Raw genomic sequence first — 17,073 nt, 5'->3', positions numbered from 1 at the left:
CGCCGGCCTGTGCTCAGGCTGGCGCGCGGGGCCCGGTGTCGTTCAGGACTTCGCGGCCTGCGCCACTTGTTCCGTCGGTTGTTGCGCCTTGCCGTCGGCCTTGGCGTCCATGGTCACGGTCTGCGGCGCCACCAGCGCACCCGGGCGGATGTGCTGCAGGCCGTTGACCACCACGCGGTCGCCCGCCTTCAGGCCCTTGCTCACGACGCGCAGGCCGTTGATCGAGGCGCCGAGCGCGACTTCGCGGTAGACCGCCTTGTTGTCCTCGCCCACGACCATCACGAACTTCTTGTTCTGGTCGGTGCCGATGGCGCGTTCGCTGACCAGCAGCGCGGTGTCGTTGCGGGCCTGGCCCATGCGGATGCGGGCGAACTGGCCGGGGATCAGGGCGCCGTCCTTGTTGTCGAAGGAGGCGCGCACGCGCACCGTGCCGCTGCGGGCGTCGACCTGGTTGTCGATCAGCTGCAGCTTGCCGACGAAGGGCGTGCCCTCCAGGCCGGCCGTGCCCATCTGCACCGGGATCGATTCGATCTGGCCGCGGGCGCTGGAGCCGCTCGGCAGGTCCTTCAGGGCCCGCGTGATCACCTGCTCGTCGGCATCGAAGCTCGCGTAGATCGGGCTCACCGAGACCAGCGTTGTCAGCACCGGGGCGCCGGGACCGGCCGCCACCAGGTTGCCCACCGTGACCTCGATCTTGCCGATGCGGCCCGAGACCGGGGCCCGCACCTGGGTGTAGCCCAGGTTCAGGCGCGCCGACTGCAGCGAGGCCTGGGCCGCGCGCAGGTTGGCCTCGGCTTCGCGGCCGGCGTTCACGCGCTCGTCGTATTCGCGCTGGGCGATGGCCTGCTCGTCCCACAGGCGCTTGGCGCGCTCCTGCTCGCTGCGGCTGAAGGACTGGCGGGCCTGCGCCGACGCCACCTGCGCCTCGGCGCGCTCGACCTCGGCCGCGTACGGCGCGGGGTCGATGGTCACCAGCAGGTCGCCCTGCCTGACCAGCGCGCCTTCGCGGAAATGCACCGACTGCACGGCACCCGCGACGCGGGAGCGCACGTCGACGCGTTCGACTGCTTCGAGGCGGCCCGAGAACTCGTCCCAGGCATTGATCTCGCTCGGCGCCACCGCCGCGACCGAGACCGGAATGGCTTGCGGCGCGCCCGCGGCCGGCGCGTTGGCCTCGGCCTTGAAGCTGTGCATGCCCAGCACCGCGGCGGCCACCGCCAGCAAGGCGGTGACGCCGGTCACGGCGGGCCACAGGCCCTTGCGGGCCGCGGAGGAAAACGTTGGCTTGTTGTTCGACATGGTGATTCGTCCTTCTCTCAGATGACTCAAATGACTCGGATGACTTTTCGGGATGCAACAGTCCGTCCTGGCGCCCTCGCACCAAGAAAAACGGAAATTTCGGAAAAAGGCCGGCCGCACCGGGTGCCCCCGGTGGCTCGGCGCTAGCGGTTGGCTCTGCGGCTGGCGGCGCTGGCTAACTGGGCTTCGGGGTCGCCCCGGGGGGCGGTGTGGTGGCCGCGAAGAATTCGCGGAAGTGCTGCTGCACGGTCGCCTCGCAGACCTTGCAGCCCATGCACTCGGCGTCGTAGAGCGCCTTGGGCCATTCGGCCGCGTTGCTCAGCACCGCGCTCGTGACCTCGATGCCGGCCGAACGCAGCCGGCCCGCGAAGGTCAGCGCCTCGTCGCGCATCGCGTCGTCCTCGCCCACCAGCACCAGGGCCGGGGCCAGGGCCGAGAGGCGCAGCGAACCGCTGGGCACCGCATAGGGGTGCGTGGCGTTCGACGGGCAGCTCAGGTACTTCTCCCAGCCCGTGGCCCAGCGGCACTCGGGCGAGTCGTTGGTCGCCTTGCGCAGCGAGGCCGTGCCGGCGCAGGGATCGAGCATCGGCGACAGCAGGATCTGGCCCGCCAGCGGCGGATGGGCGCGGTCGCGCGAGATCAGCGCCACCGCCGCCGCCAGGTTGCCGCCGGCTTCCTCGCCGGCCAGGTAGACCTGGGCGCCGCGGCCGCCGAGCTTGACGCGCTGCTTGTAGAGCCATTCGAGCGCCGCGTAGCCGACCTCGATCGGCTCGGGAAACGGCGACTCGGGGGCCAGCGGGTAGTCGAGCGAGACCACCACCGCACCGGAGCCGGCCAGGAGGCGCGCCACGTTGCGGCCGTTGTCGAGGCCGCCGCAGATGAAGGTGCCGCCATGGAAGTGCAGCACCAGCGGCACCGTTTCGCCCTTGGGGCGCTGGCCGTAGACACGGGCGCCCACCGGATCGCGGCCGGGCAGCTCGATCGACAGATCGGCTTCCGCGCCTTGCCCCGCGGCGAGCGCGGCTGCTTCGGCGGAGCGGGACGATGGACGGGGTGACATGGGACGACCTCGGGAAATGGGCGATGGTTGAAATATAAGGCGCCGACTGTCGCGTTAAACAGGGATGCAAGCCCTACTCTGTTTCCAAACTACGAACAATCGGACCGGGTCACCAAAGGGTTATGGCCTTGTGTGAGAATCCGCACCCCCCGGCGAGGGCCGGGTCTAGAGAACAGGCATTCGATGGATCAGATCCAGGCCATGCGGATCTTCGTCCGCGTCGTGGAAGCCGGCACCTTCACCCGCGCGGCGGACTCGCTCGCCCTGCCCAAGGGCACCGTCACCAAGCAGATCCAGGCCCTGGAATCGCGGCTGCGCGTGAAGCTCCTGAACCGTACCACCCGCCGGGTGACGGTCACGCCGGACGGCGCCGCGTATTTCGAACGCGCGGCGCGCCTGCTCAACGACTTCGACGACATGGAGGCCAGCATGACGAATGCGCAGTCCAGCCCCACGGGCCGGTTGCGCATCGACGTCGGGACCTCGGTCGCGCGGCTGGTGATCCTGCCGGCCCTGGCCACCTTCTGCGACCGCTACCCTGAGATCCAGGTCGACCTCGGCGTCAGCGACCGCACGGTGGACCTGATCAGCGACAACGTCGACTGCGTGATCCGCGCCGGCGACCTCGCCGACCAGTCGCTGGTGGCGCGGCGCATCGGCACCCTGCATTTCGTGACCGTGGCATCGCCGGCCTACATCAAGCGCTATGGTGCGCCGCAGCATCCGAACGACATCGAGAAGCGCCACCACGTGGTGAGCTACTTCTCGGGCACCACGCGGCGCGTCTATCCGCACGAGTTCAAGAAGGGCGACGAGCACATCGAGCTCAACGGACCCTACCGCGTGTCGGTCAACGAGAGCAACGCCCACATGGCGGCCGTGCTCGGCGGCTTCGGCATCTCGCAGTGCATCACCTTCATGGCCGAACCGCATCTAGAGAGCGGCGAGCTGATCGAGGTGCTGTCCGACTGGCAGCGCGACCCGCTGCCGATCCACGTGGTCTACCCGCCGAACCGCCACCTGAGCGCCAAGGTGCGCGCCTTCGTGGACTGGGCCGCCGAGCTGTTCGCGAAGAATCCGCGGCTGCAGCGGCGCTGAGCGCGATGCTGTTCTCGCCCGAGCGCCACGAGCCCCTGCGGACCGACGCCTGGGACGAGGGCCGCGCGCGCGAGGCCATCAAGCGCATCGTGCGCGACACCGAGGCGCGCTTCACGCCCGAGGGCCTGTGGCCCATGCATCCGGACGATGCATCGAATCCCGACCCGCAGTACCTGCTGTACTGGGGCGCGAGCGGCGTGATCTGGGCGCTGCACCATCTGCAGGAGCGCGGCGCCGTGCGGCTGGCGCGCGACTACGCGCCGGTCGTGCCGGGCCTGATCGCCGCCAACCGCGCGGCCATGGGCCGCCCCGCCGATGCCGGCTTCGCGGCCTACCTGATGGGCGACACCGGCATCCGGCTGCTCGAGCACCGGCTGCGGCCCTCCGACACCGTCGCCGACGAACTCGCGCGGCTGTGCGGCGGCCACCTCGACGACCCCACGCTCGAACTGATGTGGGGCACGCCCGGCACCATGCTCGCGGCGCTGTTCATGCACGAGCGCACGGGCGAGCAACGCTGGGCCGGCATCTACCGCGACACCGCGCGGCGGTTGTGGTCGCAGCTCGAATGGTCGGAGGACTTCGGCTGCCATTTCTGGACCCAGCAGCTCTACGGCCAGCGTTCGACCTACATCGATGCGGTGCACGGCTTCGTCGCCACCGCCGTGCCGCTGATCCATGGCCGCCACCTGCTCGGCGACGCCGAATGGAACGCCTGGCGCGACTGCATCGCCAACACCGTGCAGCGCACCGCCGACCGCGAGGGCGCGCAGGCGAACTGGCGCCCGCGCCTGTTCCCGCTGCCCGATGCCTCGCGGCCGAAACTCGTGCAGATGTGCCATGGCGCGCCGGGCTTCGTGATCTGCCTCGCGAATTTTCCGGACGGCACGCTCGACGAGCTGCTGCTCGCCGCCGGCGAAACCACTTGGCAGGCCGGCCCGCTCCACAAGGGCTCGAACCTCTGCCACGGCACCGGCGGCAACGGCTATGCCTTCCTCAAGCTGCACCGCCGCTTCGGCGACGCCGCCTGGCTGGACCGGGCGCGCGCCTTCGCCATGCACGGCATCGCGCAGACCGAGGCCGAGCTGGCGGAACACGGCCACCTGCGCTATTCGCTGTGGACCGGCGACCCCGGCTTCGCGATCTACCTGTGGGATTGCATCGAGGGCACGGACCGCTTCCCGACCCTCGACTGTTTCTTCTAGGCCGGCGGCCGCCGCGCGCGCAGCTCGCCGGCCGTCGTCGCCCAGGCCTTGCCCAGCATGCGCGTGAGATAGGCCCCCGAGGCCCAGCCGACCTGCTGCGCCACCGACAGCACCGATTCGTCGGTGCTCTGCAGCAGGTGGCGCGCGCGCTCGAGGCGCCGCTGCTGCTGGAATTCGAGCGGCGACAGCCCGTAGGCCGCGCGGAACAGCCGTTCGACCTGCCGGCGCGAGAGCCGGTGCCGCGCCGCGAAGGCCTCGAGCGGCAGCGCCGCCGCGAGCTCGGCCTCGATGTCGCTGGCCAAGAGTGCGGCGATCACCGCGCCGGGCGTGCCGCGGCCATCGGGATGCACCAGCGGATTGGCCATGAGCCGCGCAGCCTCCATCACCAGCGCGCCGCAATGGGCCACGTGCGCCATCGAGGGCTCGGGCGATGCCGGCGTGCCGGCCATCTCGAGCAGCCGGTGCGACAGCAGGTTCAGCGCGCCGCTGCCCGCGCGCAGGCCCTGGGCCGGCTTCGCGATGCCGTGCGCGCGCAGCGCCGTGTCCCAGAACTCCGAATCGACATAGACCGCGAGGTGCGTCTGGCGCAGGGTCATCGCGCTGGTGGCATGGGCGGCGCCGGCCGCGAACCAGAGGAAGTGGCCGGGCGAGGACTGCAGCGCGTCGCCGCGCGGATCGATCACGTCGAAGCGCCCCGCCAGCGGCACGAACAGCATGTCGCAATCGTGCGCATGCGGCGTGGTGGCGTAGCCGTCGAGCGTGCTCGCCACCGGCGTCGCCTTGTGGGCGAGGCGGTCGGAGAACGCGGAGATCCGCGGTCCAGATGGGGCGGCTGGGGACGGCATGGGGCCGATTGTGTGGTCAATCGCGCGGCCGATGTCGCATTCGTGCGCGCGGGCGTCGCGAGCGGAGGCACGCGGAGGGGAACCGGCAGGAAGACTAGGACCTCCCCTCCACCCGTTCCGCCAAGGACCTCCATGACCGCCAGCCTCCGCCCGCCACGGCGCCTCGCCCTGATGGCCGCCGCCGCCCTGCTCGCCGCCGCCTGCGGTGCCGCGGCCGCCGCCGACGCCTATCCCGCCAAGCCGATCACCATCGTCGTGCCCTTCCCGGCCGGCGGCGGCACCGACGTGATCTTCCGCGCGGTGCAGGTCAGGCTGCAGGCCGAGCTCGGCGTGCCGGTGATCATCGACAACCGCGCGGGCGCCGGCGGCACGGTGGGCACGGGCTATGCCTCCAAGGCCGCGCCCGACGGCTACACGCTGGTGGCCGCCACCACCACGACCATCGCCTCGGCCCAGGCCGTCTACCCCAGGCTGCCCTACGACCCGCTGGCCGACCTCGCGCCCGTGGGCACGCTGGGCACCACGCCCTTCGTGCTGGTGGTGGCACCCACCCTGCCCGCGAAGAACCTCGCCGACTTCATCCGCGATGCCAAGGCCAGGCCCGGCACGCTCAACTACGGCAGCATCGGCAACGGCACCGCGAGCCACCTCGCGAGCGAGCTGTTCAAGCAGCGCACCGGCATCGAGATGACGCACATTCCCTACCGCGGCGCGGCGCCCGCGCAGACCGACCTGATGGCCGGCCAGATCCAGGCGCTGTTCGACAACCCCACCGCGCTCGCGCCCCAGGTGCGCGCCGGCCGCATGCGTGCGCTCGCGATCAGCCAGCCCTCGGCGGTGTTCCCCGAGCTGCCGAGCTTCGAGGCCGCGGGCATCAAGGACTTCAAGCCCGAGCTCTGGTACGGCCTGATGGCGCCCGCGGCCACGCCCAACCCGGTGGTGGAGCGGCTGCGCTCGGCGCTCGACAAGGCGCTGCAGGACCGCAACCTGCGCGCCGACATGATGGCCAAGGGCGTCTCGCCCGCGAGCTGGTCGCCCGAGCAGTTCGGCCAGCGCGTGCGCGCCGACATCGCGCTGTGGGGCGGCATCGCGCGCTCCGTCAACGCGAAGGCGGACTGAGATGACGATGCAGCTCGTTCGCGTCTTCGCCCGCCCCGGCACCCGCGCCGGCGGCAACCCGGCCCCGGTCTGGCTCGATGCCGATGCCATGTCCACCGAGGACATGCAGGCCCGCACCCGCGAGAGCGGGCACGAGTCGGTGTTCGTGCTCGCGCCCGACGATGCCGCCCGGCACCGCCTGCGCATGCGCTACTTCGTGCCGCGCCACGAGATGGAGATGTGCGGCCATGCCACGCTCGGCGCGCTGTGGCTGCTGCACGAGCGCGGCCGCTGGAGCGGCGAGCCGATCGCGGTGCAGACGCTCAGCGGCACGGTGCACGGCCGCTACGTCGACGGCGCGGTCGAGATCAGCCAGCCCAGCGCCAGCATCGCCGCGGTCGACGCGGCCCTGGTGCGCGAGATCGCGCAGTGCCTGGGCATCGGGCTCGCGCAGATCGTGTCGCCGGTGCTCAACGCCGCCACCAGCCGCGTGAAGACGCTGGTGCGGCTCGAGAGCCCCGAACTGCTGCACGGCCTGCGGCCCGACTTCGCGCGCGTCGAGGCGCTGTGCGACCGGCTCGGCTCGACCGGGCTCTATCCCTTCGCATCGAACGCCGATGCGCAGGGCACCGAGGTCAGCGCGCGCCAGTTCCCGCGCTCCTCCGGCTATCCCGAGGACGCGGCCACCGGCATCGCCGCCGCCGCGCTGGCCTGGGGCCTGCGCGAGATGGCGCTGGTCGGCGCCGATGGCACGCTGGTCACGGTGCGCCAGGGCGAGGCCATGGGCTCGCCCTCGGCGATCCAGGTGCGGCTGCCCGCGCAGGCCGAGGCCGCCGAAGGCTGCTGGCTGCGCGGCGACGCTCAGGCGATGGAGGCGCTGCCGCATGACTGATGCCGACCGGCGCCTGGAGGCGCTCGCCGCGCAAGCGGGCCACGACGCCTCGCCCGCCGCGCGCCCCGCGGGCCGCTATGCGAGCTTCGCGCGCGCCGGCGAGCTGCTGCATTCGAGCGGCGTGGTCGGGCGCGAGAACGGCGTGGTGATCGCGGGCCCTATCGACGACAGCGACGCGGGCATCGCGCTCGGCGAGCGGGCCGCGGTCGCCGCCGCCATCGCGCTGCTGCGCGCCGCGCGCGCCGAGCTCGGCGGCCTCGACCGGGTGCAGAAGATCGTCGCCCTCACCGGCTACCTGCAGGCCGGGCCCGGCTTCACGCAGCATGTGCGGGTGATGAATGCCGCGAGCGAGCTGCTGCGCCAGGTGTTTCCCGACCAGCCGCTGCCCGCGCGCATCACGGTCGGCGTGGCCTCGCTGCCGGGCGGCGGCGCGGTCGAGATCTCGCTGGTGCTGCAGGAGCGGCCGGCGGACTGAAGGCCGCGCCTCAGGCCCCGAGCCAGCGCACCACCAGCGGCACCAGCAGGGCCGTCGCGATGCCGTTGAGTCCCATCGCGAGCGCCGAGAACGCGCCCGCGGTCTCGTTGACCTGGATCGCGCGCGCGGTGCCGATGCCGTGCGCCGTGATGCCGACCGCGAAGCCGCGCACCGCGGGCTCCTTGATGCGCAGCAGGTTCAACAGGCCCGTGGCCATGATCGCGCCCGCGATGCCGGTGATGGCGGCCGCGACCGCCGACAGCGACGGCAGGCCGCCGATCTTTTCCGACACGCCCATCGCGATCGGCATGGTGGCCGACTTCGGCGCCAGCGACATCAGCAGCTCGTGCGAACCGCCGAGCGCCCAGGCAATGCCCACGGCCGACACGATGGCCGCCACCGAGCCCGCGAGCAGCGCCACGCCGATCGGCAGCCACAGCCGGCGCAGCCGCGCCACCTGGCTGTAGAGCGGCACCGCCAGCGCCACCGTGGCCGGCCCGATCAGGAAGTGCACGAACTTCGCGCCTTCGAAGTAGGTGTCGTAGGGCGTGCGCGTCGCCAGCAGCACGGCGACGATCACGATCACCGACACCAGCACCGGATTGACCACCGGGTTGGCGCCGCTGCGCCGGTGCAGCCACAGCGCGCCCAGGTAGGCCAGCAGCGTGAGCGCGAGCCACAAGAGCGGCGACTGGGCCAGGAAGACCCAGATCTCGGACAGCTTCGCGGGCGCGCTCATTGGGCGTCCTTGCCGGTGATGCGGATCATCCAGCGCAGGGTAAGCGCGGTGACGGTCATGGTGAAGGCCGCGCCCAGGATGCCCGCGGCCAGGAACGGCAGCCATTCGCGGCCCACGCGCTCGAAGTGCAGCATCACGCCCGTCACGGCCGGGATGAACAGCAGCATCAGGTTGCGCAGCAGATGGCCCGAGGTCTCGCCCAGGCTCTCGGGCACGCCGCCGCGCCACAGCAGGCCGGCGAACAGGAACAGCATGCCGAGCAGCGGACCGGGCACCGGCAGGCTGAGCCACTGCACCAGCAGTTCGCCGGCGAGCTGGCAGAGAAAGAGCGTGGTGATGGCGTAGAGCATGGGCGATCGTCCTGAAAATTGGTTCTGATCAAATACATCAGTATGAACACCACGATCTTCGCGCCTGCGGGCGGGCTGTTTCCACTCCTGGGTGTTCTGTTGTTCTGCGCTGGCACGATGCTCGGGATCCCCCATGGTCTGGCAAAGCGCAGCGGGAACGAGAAGAGAACCGAACTATGGCGAGTGGCGCACCTTTCGACCTGCGTCGGCGGCATCTCGCTCATCGCGCTGTCGGTGGCGCTTGAGCAACTCTTGGGAGCCCAAGCGATCTACACCCTGACTCTGTTCAGTGCGGCAGCCTATGGCTTCTTCATCGCGTGCACGCTGAGCGGCTGGCTCAACAAGGCATGGGACGACGATCGCACCCTGAGGGGCGTCGCACTGATCTATCGCCTGCAGATCATTGCGTCGGCGCTGTCGGTCATCGCGGTCGGGACCTTTCTCTTCAGCCTGCTTCTGAAGATTCTTTCGTGACTGCGCGCCACAACGCCTCCTGACTCAGGGGCGGCAGCACGCCCATGCGCACCTGGCCCGGCAGGCCGAACGAAGCGCAGTCGCGCAGCTTGATGCCCTCGGCGCGCAAGCCGGCCAGCAGGCCCGCGAAGTCCGCCGCCATCGGTTGCGCGAGGTGGTAGTTCGCCACGCTGGGCGTGGTCTGCCAGCCCATGCGCGCGCACAGCGCGAGCTGCGCGGTCTTCCATTCGCGCAGCGTGGCCAGGCTGTCGCGCACCCAGGCCTGCACCGCGGGCTCGGCCCAGGCCGACAGCATCGCCACGCCGTGCGCGCCCACGGGCCAAGATGAACTCAAGCGCAGCAATGCGCCCACCGCCTCCTGCGCGTCCGCCGGCGCGATCGCATAGGCCGCGCGCACGCCCGTCATGCCCAGCGCCTTGTTGGGCGACCACATCTGCCAGAGCCGGTCGAGCCGCGCGGGCACCAGCGCGAGTTCGCCATCGAGCCGCAACGGTTCGTAGGCGCGGTCGAGCACGCAGGGCACGTCCTCGGGCAGCGCGTCGATCGACGCGGCCAGGCCGGGCTGCGCTTGCCCCTGCGGCGCCGACGGATCGCAGCACCACGCGAGCCGCGGCCGCCGCGCCGCCTGCGGCGCGCGCACCACCTGCAGGCCCCAGGCGCGCGCGGCGGCCGCGTAGTCGCCATAGGAGGTGGCCGGCAGCACGACCTCGCCGTGCGCGCCGCGGTCCTCCTGCGCCACCCAGGCGGTGATGCGACGGATGAACTCGCTCGCGCCGGCCGCGATCACGATGCGCCAGGGCGCCACGCCATGCAGCGCCGCGAGCCGCGCGCGCAAGGCCGTGTAGGCCGGATCGGGATAGCGCGTCGCATCGGCCGCGCGCACCCGCGCCAGCGCCTCGGGGCACGGGCCGCAGGCATTGGCATTGGTCGAGAAATCGTGGGCGGGTGCGCCGAGCGCGTCGGGGCCGCCATGGTTCGGGGTGAAGTCGAGCTCGCTCATCGCACCCCCATGAACAGCAGGACGACCGGCAGCCAGGCGGCCAGCGCCAGCAGCAGCACGGCGCGCTGGCCGAAGCGGGCCGCACGCGCGGTGTCGGCGGGCATTGCGGCCCGGCCCTCGGCGTTGAGCGCATAGACCGCGGGCTTGGCCAGCCGCACGCCGAGCAGCAGCGCCATCGCGGCCATCGGCCAGCCGCTGTTGGGCGACGGCGTGCGGCGCGCCTCGCGCGCGAGGCCGCGCGGCCAGCGCCCGGCCGCCAGCGCGAGCAGCAGCACCGTGAGCCGCGCGGGCAGCCACGACAGCAGGTCGTCGGCGCGTGCGGCCCATTTGCCGGCCCAGGTCCAGTCGCGGCCGCCGCGTTCGCCGCGGTAGCCCCACATCGCATCGGCCGTGTTGGCGAAGCGGTAGAGCGCCGCGCCCGGCAGGCCGAACAGCAGGAACCAGAACAGCGGCGCCACCAGCGAATCGTTGAGGTTCTCGGCCAGCGATTCGATCGCGCTTTCGCGCACCTCGCGCTCGCCGAGCTGCGAGACATCGCGGCTCACGAGGCGCGCGAGCCGCGCCCGGCCCGCTTCCAGCGATTCGCCGAGCGCGGCCTCGACCGCGAGCACCTCGTCGCGCAGCATGCGCCAGGCGAACAGCGGCTTGAGCACCAGCCCCAGCAGCAACGCGAAGGCCCAGGCCGGCAGCGCCTGCTGCATCGCGGCCTGCAGCGCCACGGCGATCGCGAGCACGGCCAGCGCGCCCGCGCACCAGGCGATGGCGCCGAGCACGAAGGCGCGCCCTGCCTGGCCCGAGGCCGCGCCGAACGGCGGCGCGATGCGCGCGCCGGCCCAGCCCAGGTAGCGCCCGATCCACACCACCGGATGCCAGCGCGCGGGCGGCTCGCCGAGCCAGAGGTCGACCGCGAGCGCGATCCACAGCGCGGCCAGCATGGCCGGCACGGGAGCGGTGAAATCGATGGCCGGCATGGCGCGATTGTCCCGAATCAGAGGGCCGGCCGCGGCCGGCGGTGCCGGTGCCATTGGGTCAGCGCGCCGAGCGCGAGCAGCACCGCCATGCCGAACAGCGCCCAGAGCGTGCGCACCACCGAGGCGCTGCGCGACGCCGGCACGGGCTCGGGCTGCGGTTCGAGCCGCAGGCCGCGCACGGGTTGGGTCGCGGCCGCGTCGCCCTGTTTGCTTTCACCGGATATCGGCGACTCGGCCTGCGTGGCCGGTGCCGTGGCGCCCTGCACTTCCACCGGCACCACGACCGGCCTCGGCGGCACGTTCATCGCCGCCCGCGCGAAGCGCTCCACCGCCACGTTGCGCTCGCGCAACCCGCTGGCCTGCGCCGCCTGCGCATAGGCCCGCGCGAGCTCGCGGCGCGTCGCGGCATCGGGCGACCAGTAGTTCAGGCGCACCGCATCGAGCATGCGCTCCAGCGTCTGCGCGAAGGCCGCGCGATTCGCGCCTTCGAGCCAGGCGCGGGTGCCGAGCCGCTCGCGGTCGCGCACATAGGTGTCGTGCAACGACTGCCACTGGTCGGGCCGCACCGTGGCCGGCGCGGTCACCTGCCAGCCCCAGAGGAACTGCGCGGTCTTCAGCACCTGCAGCGCGCCGCTGTAGCCCTCGGCCTGCTGCGCCGCGATCCACTGCGGATGCAGGTAGCGCGTCTGCATCTCGCGCGCGATCGCGCCGGCGGCGGTGTCGGTGCGCACCGCGCCGGTGTCGCGCAGGTTCTGCACATAGAGCGCCGGATCCTTGCCCGTGAGATGGCGCACCGCCTGCGCGATGCCGCCGAGGTACTGGAACGGGTCGTCGTTGGTGAGCACGCCATAGAGGTTGGAGCTGCGCGCCATCAGCGCCGCATCGACCTGTGCGAGATTGCCCGCGAAGGCGCCGGGCCGCGCGGCGCCTTCGAGGCCCTGGCCATAGGCATGGCCCATGCGGTCGATGAACAGGCCCGCCATCTGCGCGTCGCCGCCGCCGCGGCGCTGCGAGCGCCAGAGCTCGCTCGCGAGCGCGGCCTCCTCGAGACCGGCGCCATAGCTGCCCTGCTCGTTCGAGAACACGCGCGCGGTCGACCAGCGCGCGGCCTCCGCCTCCGACGCACCCTCGACCCGCAGCCGCCGCGCCAGCGCCTCGCTGTGGCGCGCGACCGCGTTGGTGCCCGCGGGCTCGCGCAGCGCCGCCACCTGCCGCACCGCCTCGTCGAGCCAGCGCATCACGTGCGGGAACTGGTCGCGGTACGAGCCCGTCACGCTGACCAGCACATCGATGCGCGGCCGCTTCAAGGCCGCGGCGGGCAGCACCTCGATGCCGTTCATGCGCCCCGCATCGTCCCAGCGCGGCCGCACGCCCATCGCGTGGAAGGCCTGGCTCTCGAGCACGCCCTGGTGGCGCGAGGCCTCGCCGGCCCAGAGCGTGAACGCGATCTTCTCGGGCGCCTTGCCGCCGTGGGACTGCGCATAGGCCGCGATCCAGGCGTCCATGGCGGCCACGCCGGTGTCCCAGGCCGCGCGCGTGGGCACGCGGCTGGGATCGAAGCCGTAGAGGTTGCGGCCAGTGGGCAGGCTGTCGGGATTGCGTACCGGATCGCCGCCATAGCTGGCGCGCAGGTAGCGGCCGTCGAGGGCGGTCAGCAGGCCCTCGATCTCCTCGTTGTGCGCGAGCGTCGCGTCGAGCTGGCGCACGCGCATGGCCAGCGCGCGCAAGGTCTCGGCTTGCGCGGGCACGGTGGTCGCGCCGTCGAAGGCCGCATCGTCGAGCACCCGCGCCACCCAGCGCCCCAGCGGCGAATCGGCCATGTCGGCCGGCTCGCGCAGGAAGGTCTCGTCGAGGTCCTCGCCGAGCGCGGTCGCCAGCGGCTTGCCGACGATCTGCAGCAGCGTGGCGCGCCGGCGCTGCGCACTGGGCGCCTCGCCGAAGGTCGCGAGGCCCAGCGGCTGCGCGGTCTGCGCGAGTTCGTCGAGGTAGGGATGCAGCACCGCCACGAAGCCCGCGAAGTCGGCGCGGATGCGCGCGGGGGTCCAGGCCAGGTCGCGGTCGTAGTGCCGGGCCGCGAAATCGGCCAGCAGCTGCCGTTCGAGCGCGGCCCTGACCGGGCCGGGCGCGAGCGTCTCCCAGTCGTGCATGCGCTCGTGCACCTGCGCAAGGCCCGGGCGCAGGCCGGCCGGCGAGAACATCGGCGTGGAATGGCTGACCATGGTCGCTCGGCCGCGGCGCTTGGCGGTGGTGGCCTCGCCGAGGTTGTCCATCACATAGGGATAGACGTTGGGCAGGTCGCCGAGCACCAGCAGCGGATCGTCCTGCACCGACAGCCCGCGCTCCTTGCCGGCCGACCATTCGACCGTGCCGTGCGTGCCCACGTGCACCACGGCCGAGGCGCCGAACTGCGTGCGCAGCCAGAGATAGGTGGCGAGGTAGGCATGGCCCAGCGGCACCGCCGAGCGATGGTAGACCTGCTGCGCCTTGTCCATCACCCTCGTGCCGGGTTCGAAGCGCGGCGGCTGGCGCAGCACCACCACGTTGCCGAAGCGCACGCGCGGTATCACGAAGGCCGGCGCGCCGTCCACCGTGCGCAGCTGGGTCGAGCTTTCGGGCGCGCCCCAGTAGGCCTCGATGCGCTGCTGCGTCTCTAAGGGCAGCGCGCGGAACCATGCGAGGTAGCGCGCGAGCGGCAGCGTGTCGGCCAGGTCCTGCGCGAACAGCGGCCGCAGTTCGTCGGTTCCCGGCGCCGGGTAGGACGCCTTGAGCGTGGCCTGCACCTGCGCGATCAGCGTCTCGGGCGCGGGCGCCTCGGTGCGGTAGCCGGCCGACTGCATGGCCGCGATCATGCGGCTCACGCTGCGCGGCACGTTGAGGAAAGAGGCGCCGAAGTTGGCCTCGCCCGGCGGGTAGTTGTAGACCAGCATCGCGACCCGGCGCTGGTCCGCGCTGGTGCGCTGCAGCCGCAGCAGCGCGGCGGCCTTGTCGGCGACCGCCTCGACCTGCGCGGGCAGCGGCTGCAGGCTGCCGCTCGCGGCATCGCGCGCGCTCACGAGCATCGGGTCGGTCATGCCGGCCAGTTCGCTCGGGCTGTAGTAGGCCGCGATGTCGGACTGCGCGAGGCCGTCCTTGCTTTGCGCCCATTGCGCCGCATCCATCGCAAGCGACGGCAGGGTCTGCAGCACCGGCACGCCGATGCGCTCGAGCTCGGCCTTGCGTTCGTTGGGCGTGAAGACCAGCGCGGCATTCACGATCAGGTCGGCCACGCGGCGGCCGCCCTCGGCCTGGGTCATGCGCGTGTAGAGGTCCTTCTGCTGGCGCGGGCCGTAGAAGGCATAGGCGCGCAGGCCGCGCTGCGCGAGCGCGGCGATCAGCGTGTCGAGCCAGGCCGTGTCCTCGCCGGTCACGGTGGCGGCATTGACCGCGATCGCGACCGTGCCGTTCGTGCCGGGCAACTGTTCGACCGCCTCGATGCTTGTTTCGATGCGCGGCCACCCCGGGTGATAGAAGCCCGCGAGCGGCGTCGCCACGGGTTCGGGCAGACCATCGGACACGCCGACCCTGGCGAGCGCCTGCATCGACGCCGAGAGGTTCGCGCTACCCGCGAAGCGCCAGTAGGCACGAAGCCGCTGCGCCCAGGCCGCGTCGACGCCACGCTCGGCCGCGAGCGGCGGCGCGGCCGTGACCTGGCCCCGGGCCACCAGCGCGAACTCGCCGACCAGCACATAGGGCGCCGCGCTGCGCGCGATCGCGTCGCCGAAGCGCGCCGCCGCGGCCTGCGCCACGCTCTGGTGCGGCGCGTCGATCACCAGCAGCCGCGCGCCCTCGAGCGCGGCCGACAGGGCCTCGGGCGAATCTCGCGTGGCCGACAGCACCTGCAGCGGCAGTCCGGCATGCTGCGCCGCGGCCTGCAGCCGCGCGACGCGTGCGGGCGACACCAGCGAGGTCGCGAGCACGACCACCGGCCCGGTGGACGACTGCTGCGCCCAGGCCGGCAGCGCCGCCAGCCACGCCAGCAGCCACAGCGCGACCCAGCGCTGCGGCAGGCTCACTTGCCGCCCTGCACCGGCACCGCGTCGGCCGGCACGTAGACCATGGTCCCGTCCTTGAGGCGCCAGGCCGTGCCCGCGCGCTCGCCGTCGCCTTCGCCGGTCGCGCCGCTGGCCTTGAAGCGCGTGATCTTGCGGCCCTCGCGCGTCACGATCTCCATGTTGGGCTGGCCCTCGTTGCGGATCACCGTGACCTTGTCCTGCGCGAAGGGGTTCATCGGGTTGTTGATGACCGCGATCATCAGCATGCCGATCACGACCATGAAGACGTCGATCAGGTTGATGGTCGAGAGCACCGGATCGTCGTCGTCGCCGTCCAGGCTGCTGAGGATCGAGAACTGCCGCCTGCTCATGAAAGCCGGTCCCGCGCGTCGAGCAGCATCACCAGCTCGCGCATCAGCCAGCGCCGGCGCACGGTGTAGACCACGAAGGCGATCGAGGCCGAGGCCAGCGCGACGATCACGCTCGCGAAGGCCGGCGCGAGGCTCTGCGCCACGCCCTGCGACTCACCCGAGGCCACGGCCACCAGCGCGGGGCCCATCGGGATCATGGTGGCGATCAGGCCCAGCATCGGCGCCACGCGGCTGCACAGCCGCACGCCCTCGAGTTCCTTGAGCACGGCCAGCTCCATCTGCTCCTGGCTGGCCTGCGCATGCCGCGCCAGCACCAGCGCGCGCGCAGGGTCGCGCCGGCGCTGCAGGTATTCGACCCCGAAGGCACCGAGGCACCACACGGCATAGACGAAGGACAGCAGCACGCCCAGCGTCACCGGCCAGAGGAACAGGCGCGCGAGCTCGAACAGCACGGTATCGAAGGCCAGCATCAGGCGGACTCCAGGTCAGGCGAAGAAGAAGGATCGGGATCGAACAGGTCCGCGGGCCGGCCCCAGGCCTCGTCGAACACCAGCGACGACAGCGGCGCGCGCCGCGCCCAGCGCTCGCGCTGCAGCATCGGCTCCTCGTAGAAGCCGTGCACCGGCCCGAGGCACAGCAGCGCGATGGTCTCGGCGCCGGCCGGCAGGCCCAGCAGCGCCGCCACCTCGGCCGGATCGAACAGCGAGACCCAGCCCATGCCCAGCCCCTCGGCGCGCGCGGCCAGCCAGAGGTTCTGGATCGCGCAGGCGGCCGAGGCCAGGTCCATCTGCGGCAGGGTGCGGCGGCCGAACACATGGTGCTCGCGGCCGTCGGCCAGCGTCACCGCGAGCAGCTCGGCCGCATCGAGCAGGCCCTCGACCTTGAGCCGCATGAATGCGTCCTCGCGCTCGCCGAGCGCGCGCGCCGTCAGCACGCGCTCGCGCTCGACCGCCGCATGCAGTCGCGTGCGCAGGGCCGCGTCGCGGATGCGGATGAAGCGCCAGGGCTGCATGAAGCCGACGCTGGGCGCATGGTGGGCTGCCTCGAGCAGCCGGCGCAGCAGCGCGGGCGCGACCTCGCCGCCCGCGAAATGCCGCATGTCGCGCCGCTCGTGGATGGCGCGGTAGACCGCCCTCGCCTCCTCGGCCGCGAACGCCTGGCTCAT

The 17,073-nt window shown here is 72.2% G+C and carries 17 protein-coding genes; 6 read left to right on the top strand and 11 right to left on the bottom strand.

The genetic code is table 11. The features are described from left to right. Positions 1–42 precede the first annotated feature (42 nt). A complete protein-coding gene (locus ACEN9J_RS03940) occupies positions 43–1,299 on the bottom strand; it encodes an efflux RND transporter periplasmic adaptor subunit (RefSeq protein WP_261210654.1) in 1,257 nt (418 codons plus the stop codon). A gap of 175 nt (positions 1,300–1,474) precedes the next feature. Then, positions 1,475–2,359, bottom strand: a complete 885-nt coding sequence (locus tag ACEN9J_RS03935; protein WP_057591619.1) for an alpha/beta hydrolase — start codon at positions 2,357–2,359, stop codon at positions 1,475–1,477. A gap of 183 nt (positions 2,360–2,542) precedes the next feature. Between ACEN9J_RS03935 and ACEN9J_RS03930 the strand changes: the two genes are divergently transcribed. After that, the gene (locus ACEN9J_RS03930; protein WP_261210653.1) at positions 2,543–3,457 is read left to right on the top strand and encodes a LysR family transcriptional regulator; all 915 of its coding nucleotides are present in this window, start codon (positions 2,543–2,545) and stop codon (positions 3,455–3,457) included. A 5-nt stretch (positions 3,458–3,462) separates the two neighbouring features. After that, the gene (locus ACEN9J_RS03925; RefSeq protein WP_413763390.1) at positions 3,463–4,662 is read left to right on the top strand and encodes a lanthionine synthetase C family protein; all 1,200 of its coding nucleotides are present in this window, start codon (positions 3,463–3,465) and stop codon (positions 4,660–4,662) included. Here ACEN9J_RS03925 and ACEN9J_RS03920 read toward each other — a convergent pair. After that, entirely contained in the window at positions 4,659–5,507 is an 849-nt protein-coding gene (locus ACEN9J_RS03920) for a helix-turn-helix domain-containing protein (protein WP_413763389.1), read from the bottom strand. The two genes, ACEN9J_RS03925 and ACEN9J_RS03920, sit on opposite strands and share 4 nt — an antisense overlap. A gap of 132 nt (positions 5,508–5,639) precedes the next feature. On the opposite strand from ACEN9J_RS03920, the gene ACEN9J_RS03915 reads away from it, so the two are divergent. From ACEN9J_RS03915 to ACEN9J_RS03905, 3 genes are read left to right on the top strand one after another with little or no spacing between them, the layout of a single operon-like run. Next, on the top strand, positions 5,640–6,626 hold the full coding sequence (locus ACEN9J_RS03915) for a Bug family tripartite tricarboxylate transporter substrate binding protein (protein WP_261210650.1): 987 nt from the start codon (positions 5,640–5,642) through the stop codon (positions 6,624–6,626). A gap of 7 nt (positions 6,627–6,633) precedes the next feature. Beyond that, complete coding sequence (locus ACEN9J_RS03910; protein ID WP_413763388.1) at positions 6,634–7,497, top strand: PhzF family phenazine biosynthesis protein; 864 nt, start codon at positions 6,634–6,636, stop codon at positions 7,495–7,497. Then, entirely contained in the window at positions 7,490–7,972 is a 483-nt protein-coding gene (locus ACEN9J_RS03905; RefSeq protein WP_413763387.1) for a RidA family protein, read from the top strand. The genes ACEN9J_RS03910 and ACEN9J_RS03905 overlap by 8 nt, the downstream gene beginning before the upstream one ends. A gap of 10 nt (positions 7,973–7,982) precedes the next feature. Here the strand turns inward: ACEN9J_RS03905 and ACEN9J_RS03900 are convergent, their stop codons facing one another. Together ACEN9J_RS03900 and ACEN9J_RS03895 are read right to left on the bottom strand one after the other, a co-directional pair. Continuing rightward, positions 7,983–8,711: an LrgB family protein gene (locus ACEN9J_RS03900; RefSeq protein ID WP_057591612.1), complete on the bottom strand. Its 729-nt coding sequence runs from the start codon at positions 8,709–8,711 to the stop codon at positions 7,983–7,985. Then, entirely contained in the window at positions 8,708–9,061 is a 354-nt protein-coding gene (locus ACEN9J_RS03895; RefSeq protein WP_057591611.1) for a CidA/LrgA family protein, read from the bottom strand. The genes ACEN9J_RS03900 and ACEN9J_RS03895 overlap by 4 nt, the downstream gene beginning before the upstream one ends. Before the next feature lie 42 nt (positions 9,062–9,103). Here ACEN9J_RS03895 and ACEN9J_RS03890 point away from each other — a divergent pair, with 42 nt between their 5' ends. After that, positions 9,104–9,535 (top strand): hypothetical protein, encoded by a 432-nt coding sequence (locus tag ACEN9J_RS03890; RefSeq protein ID WP_413763386.1) that lies wholly within the window; start codon positions 9,104–9,106, stop codon positions 9,533–9,535. Here ACEN9J_RS03890 and ACEN9J_RS03885 read toward each other — a convergent pair. From ACEN9J_RS03885 to bluB, 6 genes are read right to left on the bottom strand one after another with little or no spacing between them, the layout of a single operon-like run. Then, a complete protein-coding gene (locus ACEN9J_RS03885) occupies positions 9,507–10,535 on the bottom strand; it encodes an aminotransferase class I/II-fold pyridoxal phosphate-dependent enzyme (protein ID WP_413763385.1) in 1,029 nt (342 codons plus the stop codon). The genes ACEN9J_RS03890 and ACEN9J_RS03885 overlap by 29 nt on opposite strands. After that, on the bottom strand, positions 10,532–11,506 hold the full coding sequence (gene cbiB / locus ACEN9J_RS03880) for an adenosylcobinamide-phosphate synthase CbiB (protein WP_413763384.1): 975 nt from the start codon (positions 11,504–11,506) through the stop codon (positions 10,532–10,534). The genes ACEN9J_RS03885 and cbiB overlap by 4 nt, the downstream gene beginning before the upstream one ends. A gap of 17 nt (positions 11,507–11,523) precedes the next feature. After that, positions 11,524–15,558 carry a cobaltochelatase subunit CobN gene (gene cobN / locus ACEN9J_RS03875; protein ID WP_413763383.1) on the bottom strand — a complete coding sequence of 1,345 codons (4,035 nt, stop codon included), beginning with the start codon at positions 15,556–15,558 and terminating at the stop codon, positions 11,524–11,526. Further along, complete coding sequence (locus ACEN9J_RS03870) at positions 15,555–15,908, bottom strand: DUF2149 domain-containing protein (protein ID WP_413763382.1); 354 nt, start codon at positions 15,906–15,908, stop codon at positions 15,555–15,557. Before ACEN9J_RS03870 ends, cobN begins: the two co-directional genes overlap by 4 nt. Continuing rightward, positions 15,905–16,378 carry a MotA/TolQ/ExbB proton channel family protein gene (locus ACEN9J_RS03865; RefSeq protein ID WP_261210642.1) on the bottom strand — a complete coding sequence of 158 codons (474 nt, stop codon included), beginning with the start codon at positions 16,376–16,378 and terminating at the stop codon, positions 15,905–15,907. The genes ACEN9J_RS03870 and ACEN9J_RS03865 overlap by 4 nt, the downstream gene beginning before the upstream one ends. Next, the gene (gene bluB, locus ACEN9J_RS03860) at positions 16,378–17,073 is read right to left on the bottom strand and encodes a 5,6-dimethylbenzimidazole synthase (protein ID WP_413763381.1); all 696 of its coding nucleotides are present in this window, start codon (positions 17,071–17,073) and stop codon (positions 16,378–16,380) included. Before bluB ends, ACEN9J_RS03865 begins: the two co-directional genes overlap by 1 nt.

The organism is Variovorax sp. Varisp41, from assembly GCF_047325085.1.
GTDB lineage: Bacteria > Pseudomonadota > Gammaproteobacteria > Burkholderiales > Burkholderiaceae_C > Variovorax.
The sequence above is the reverse complement of the archived record's forward strand: the minus strand, read 5'-3'. Positions and strand labels throughout refer to the sequence as shown.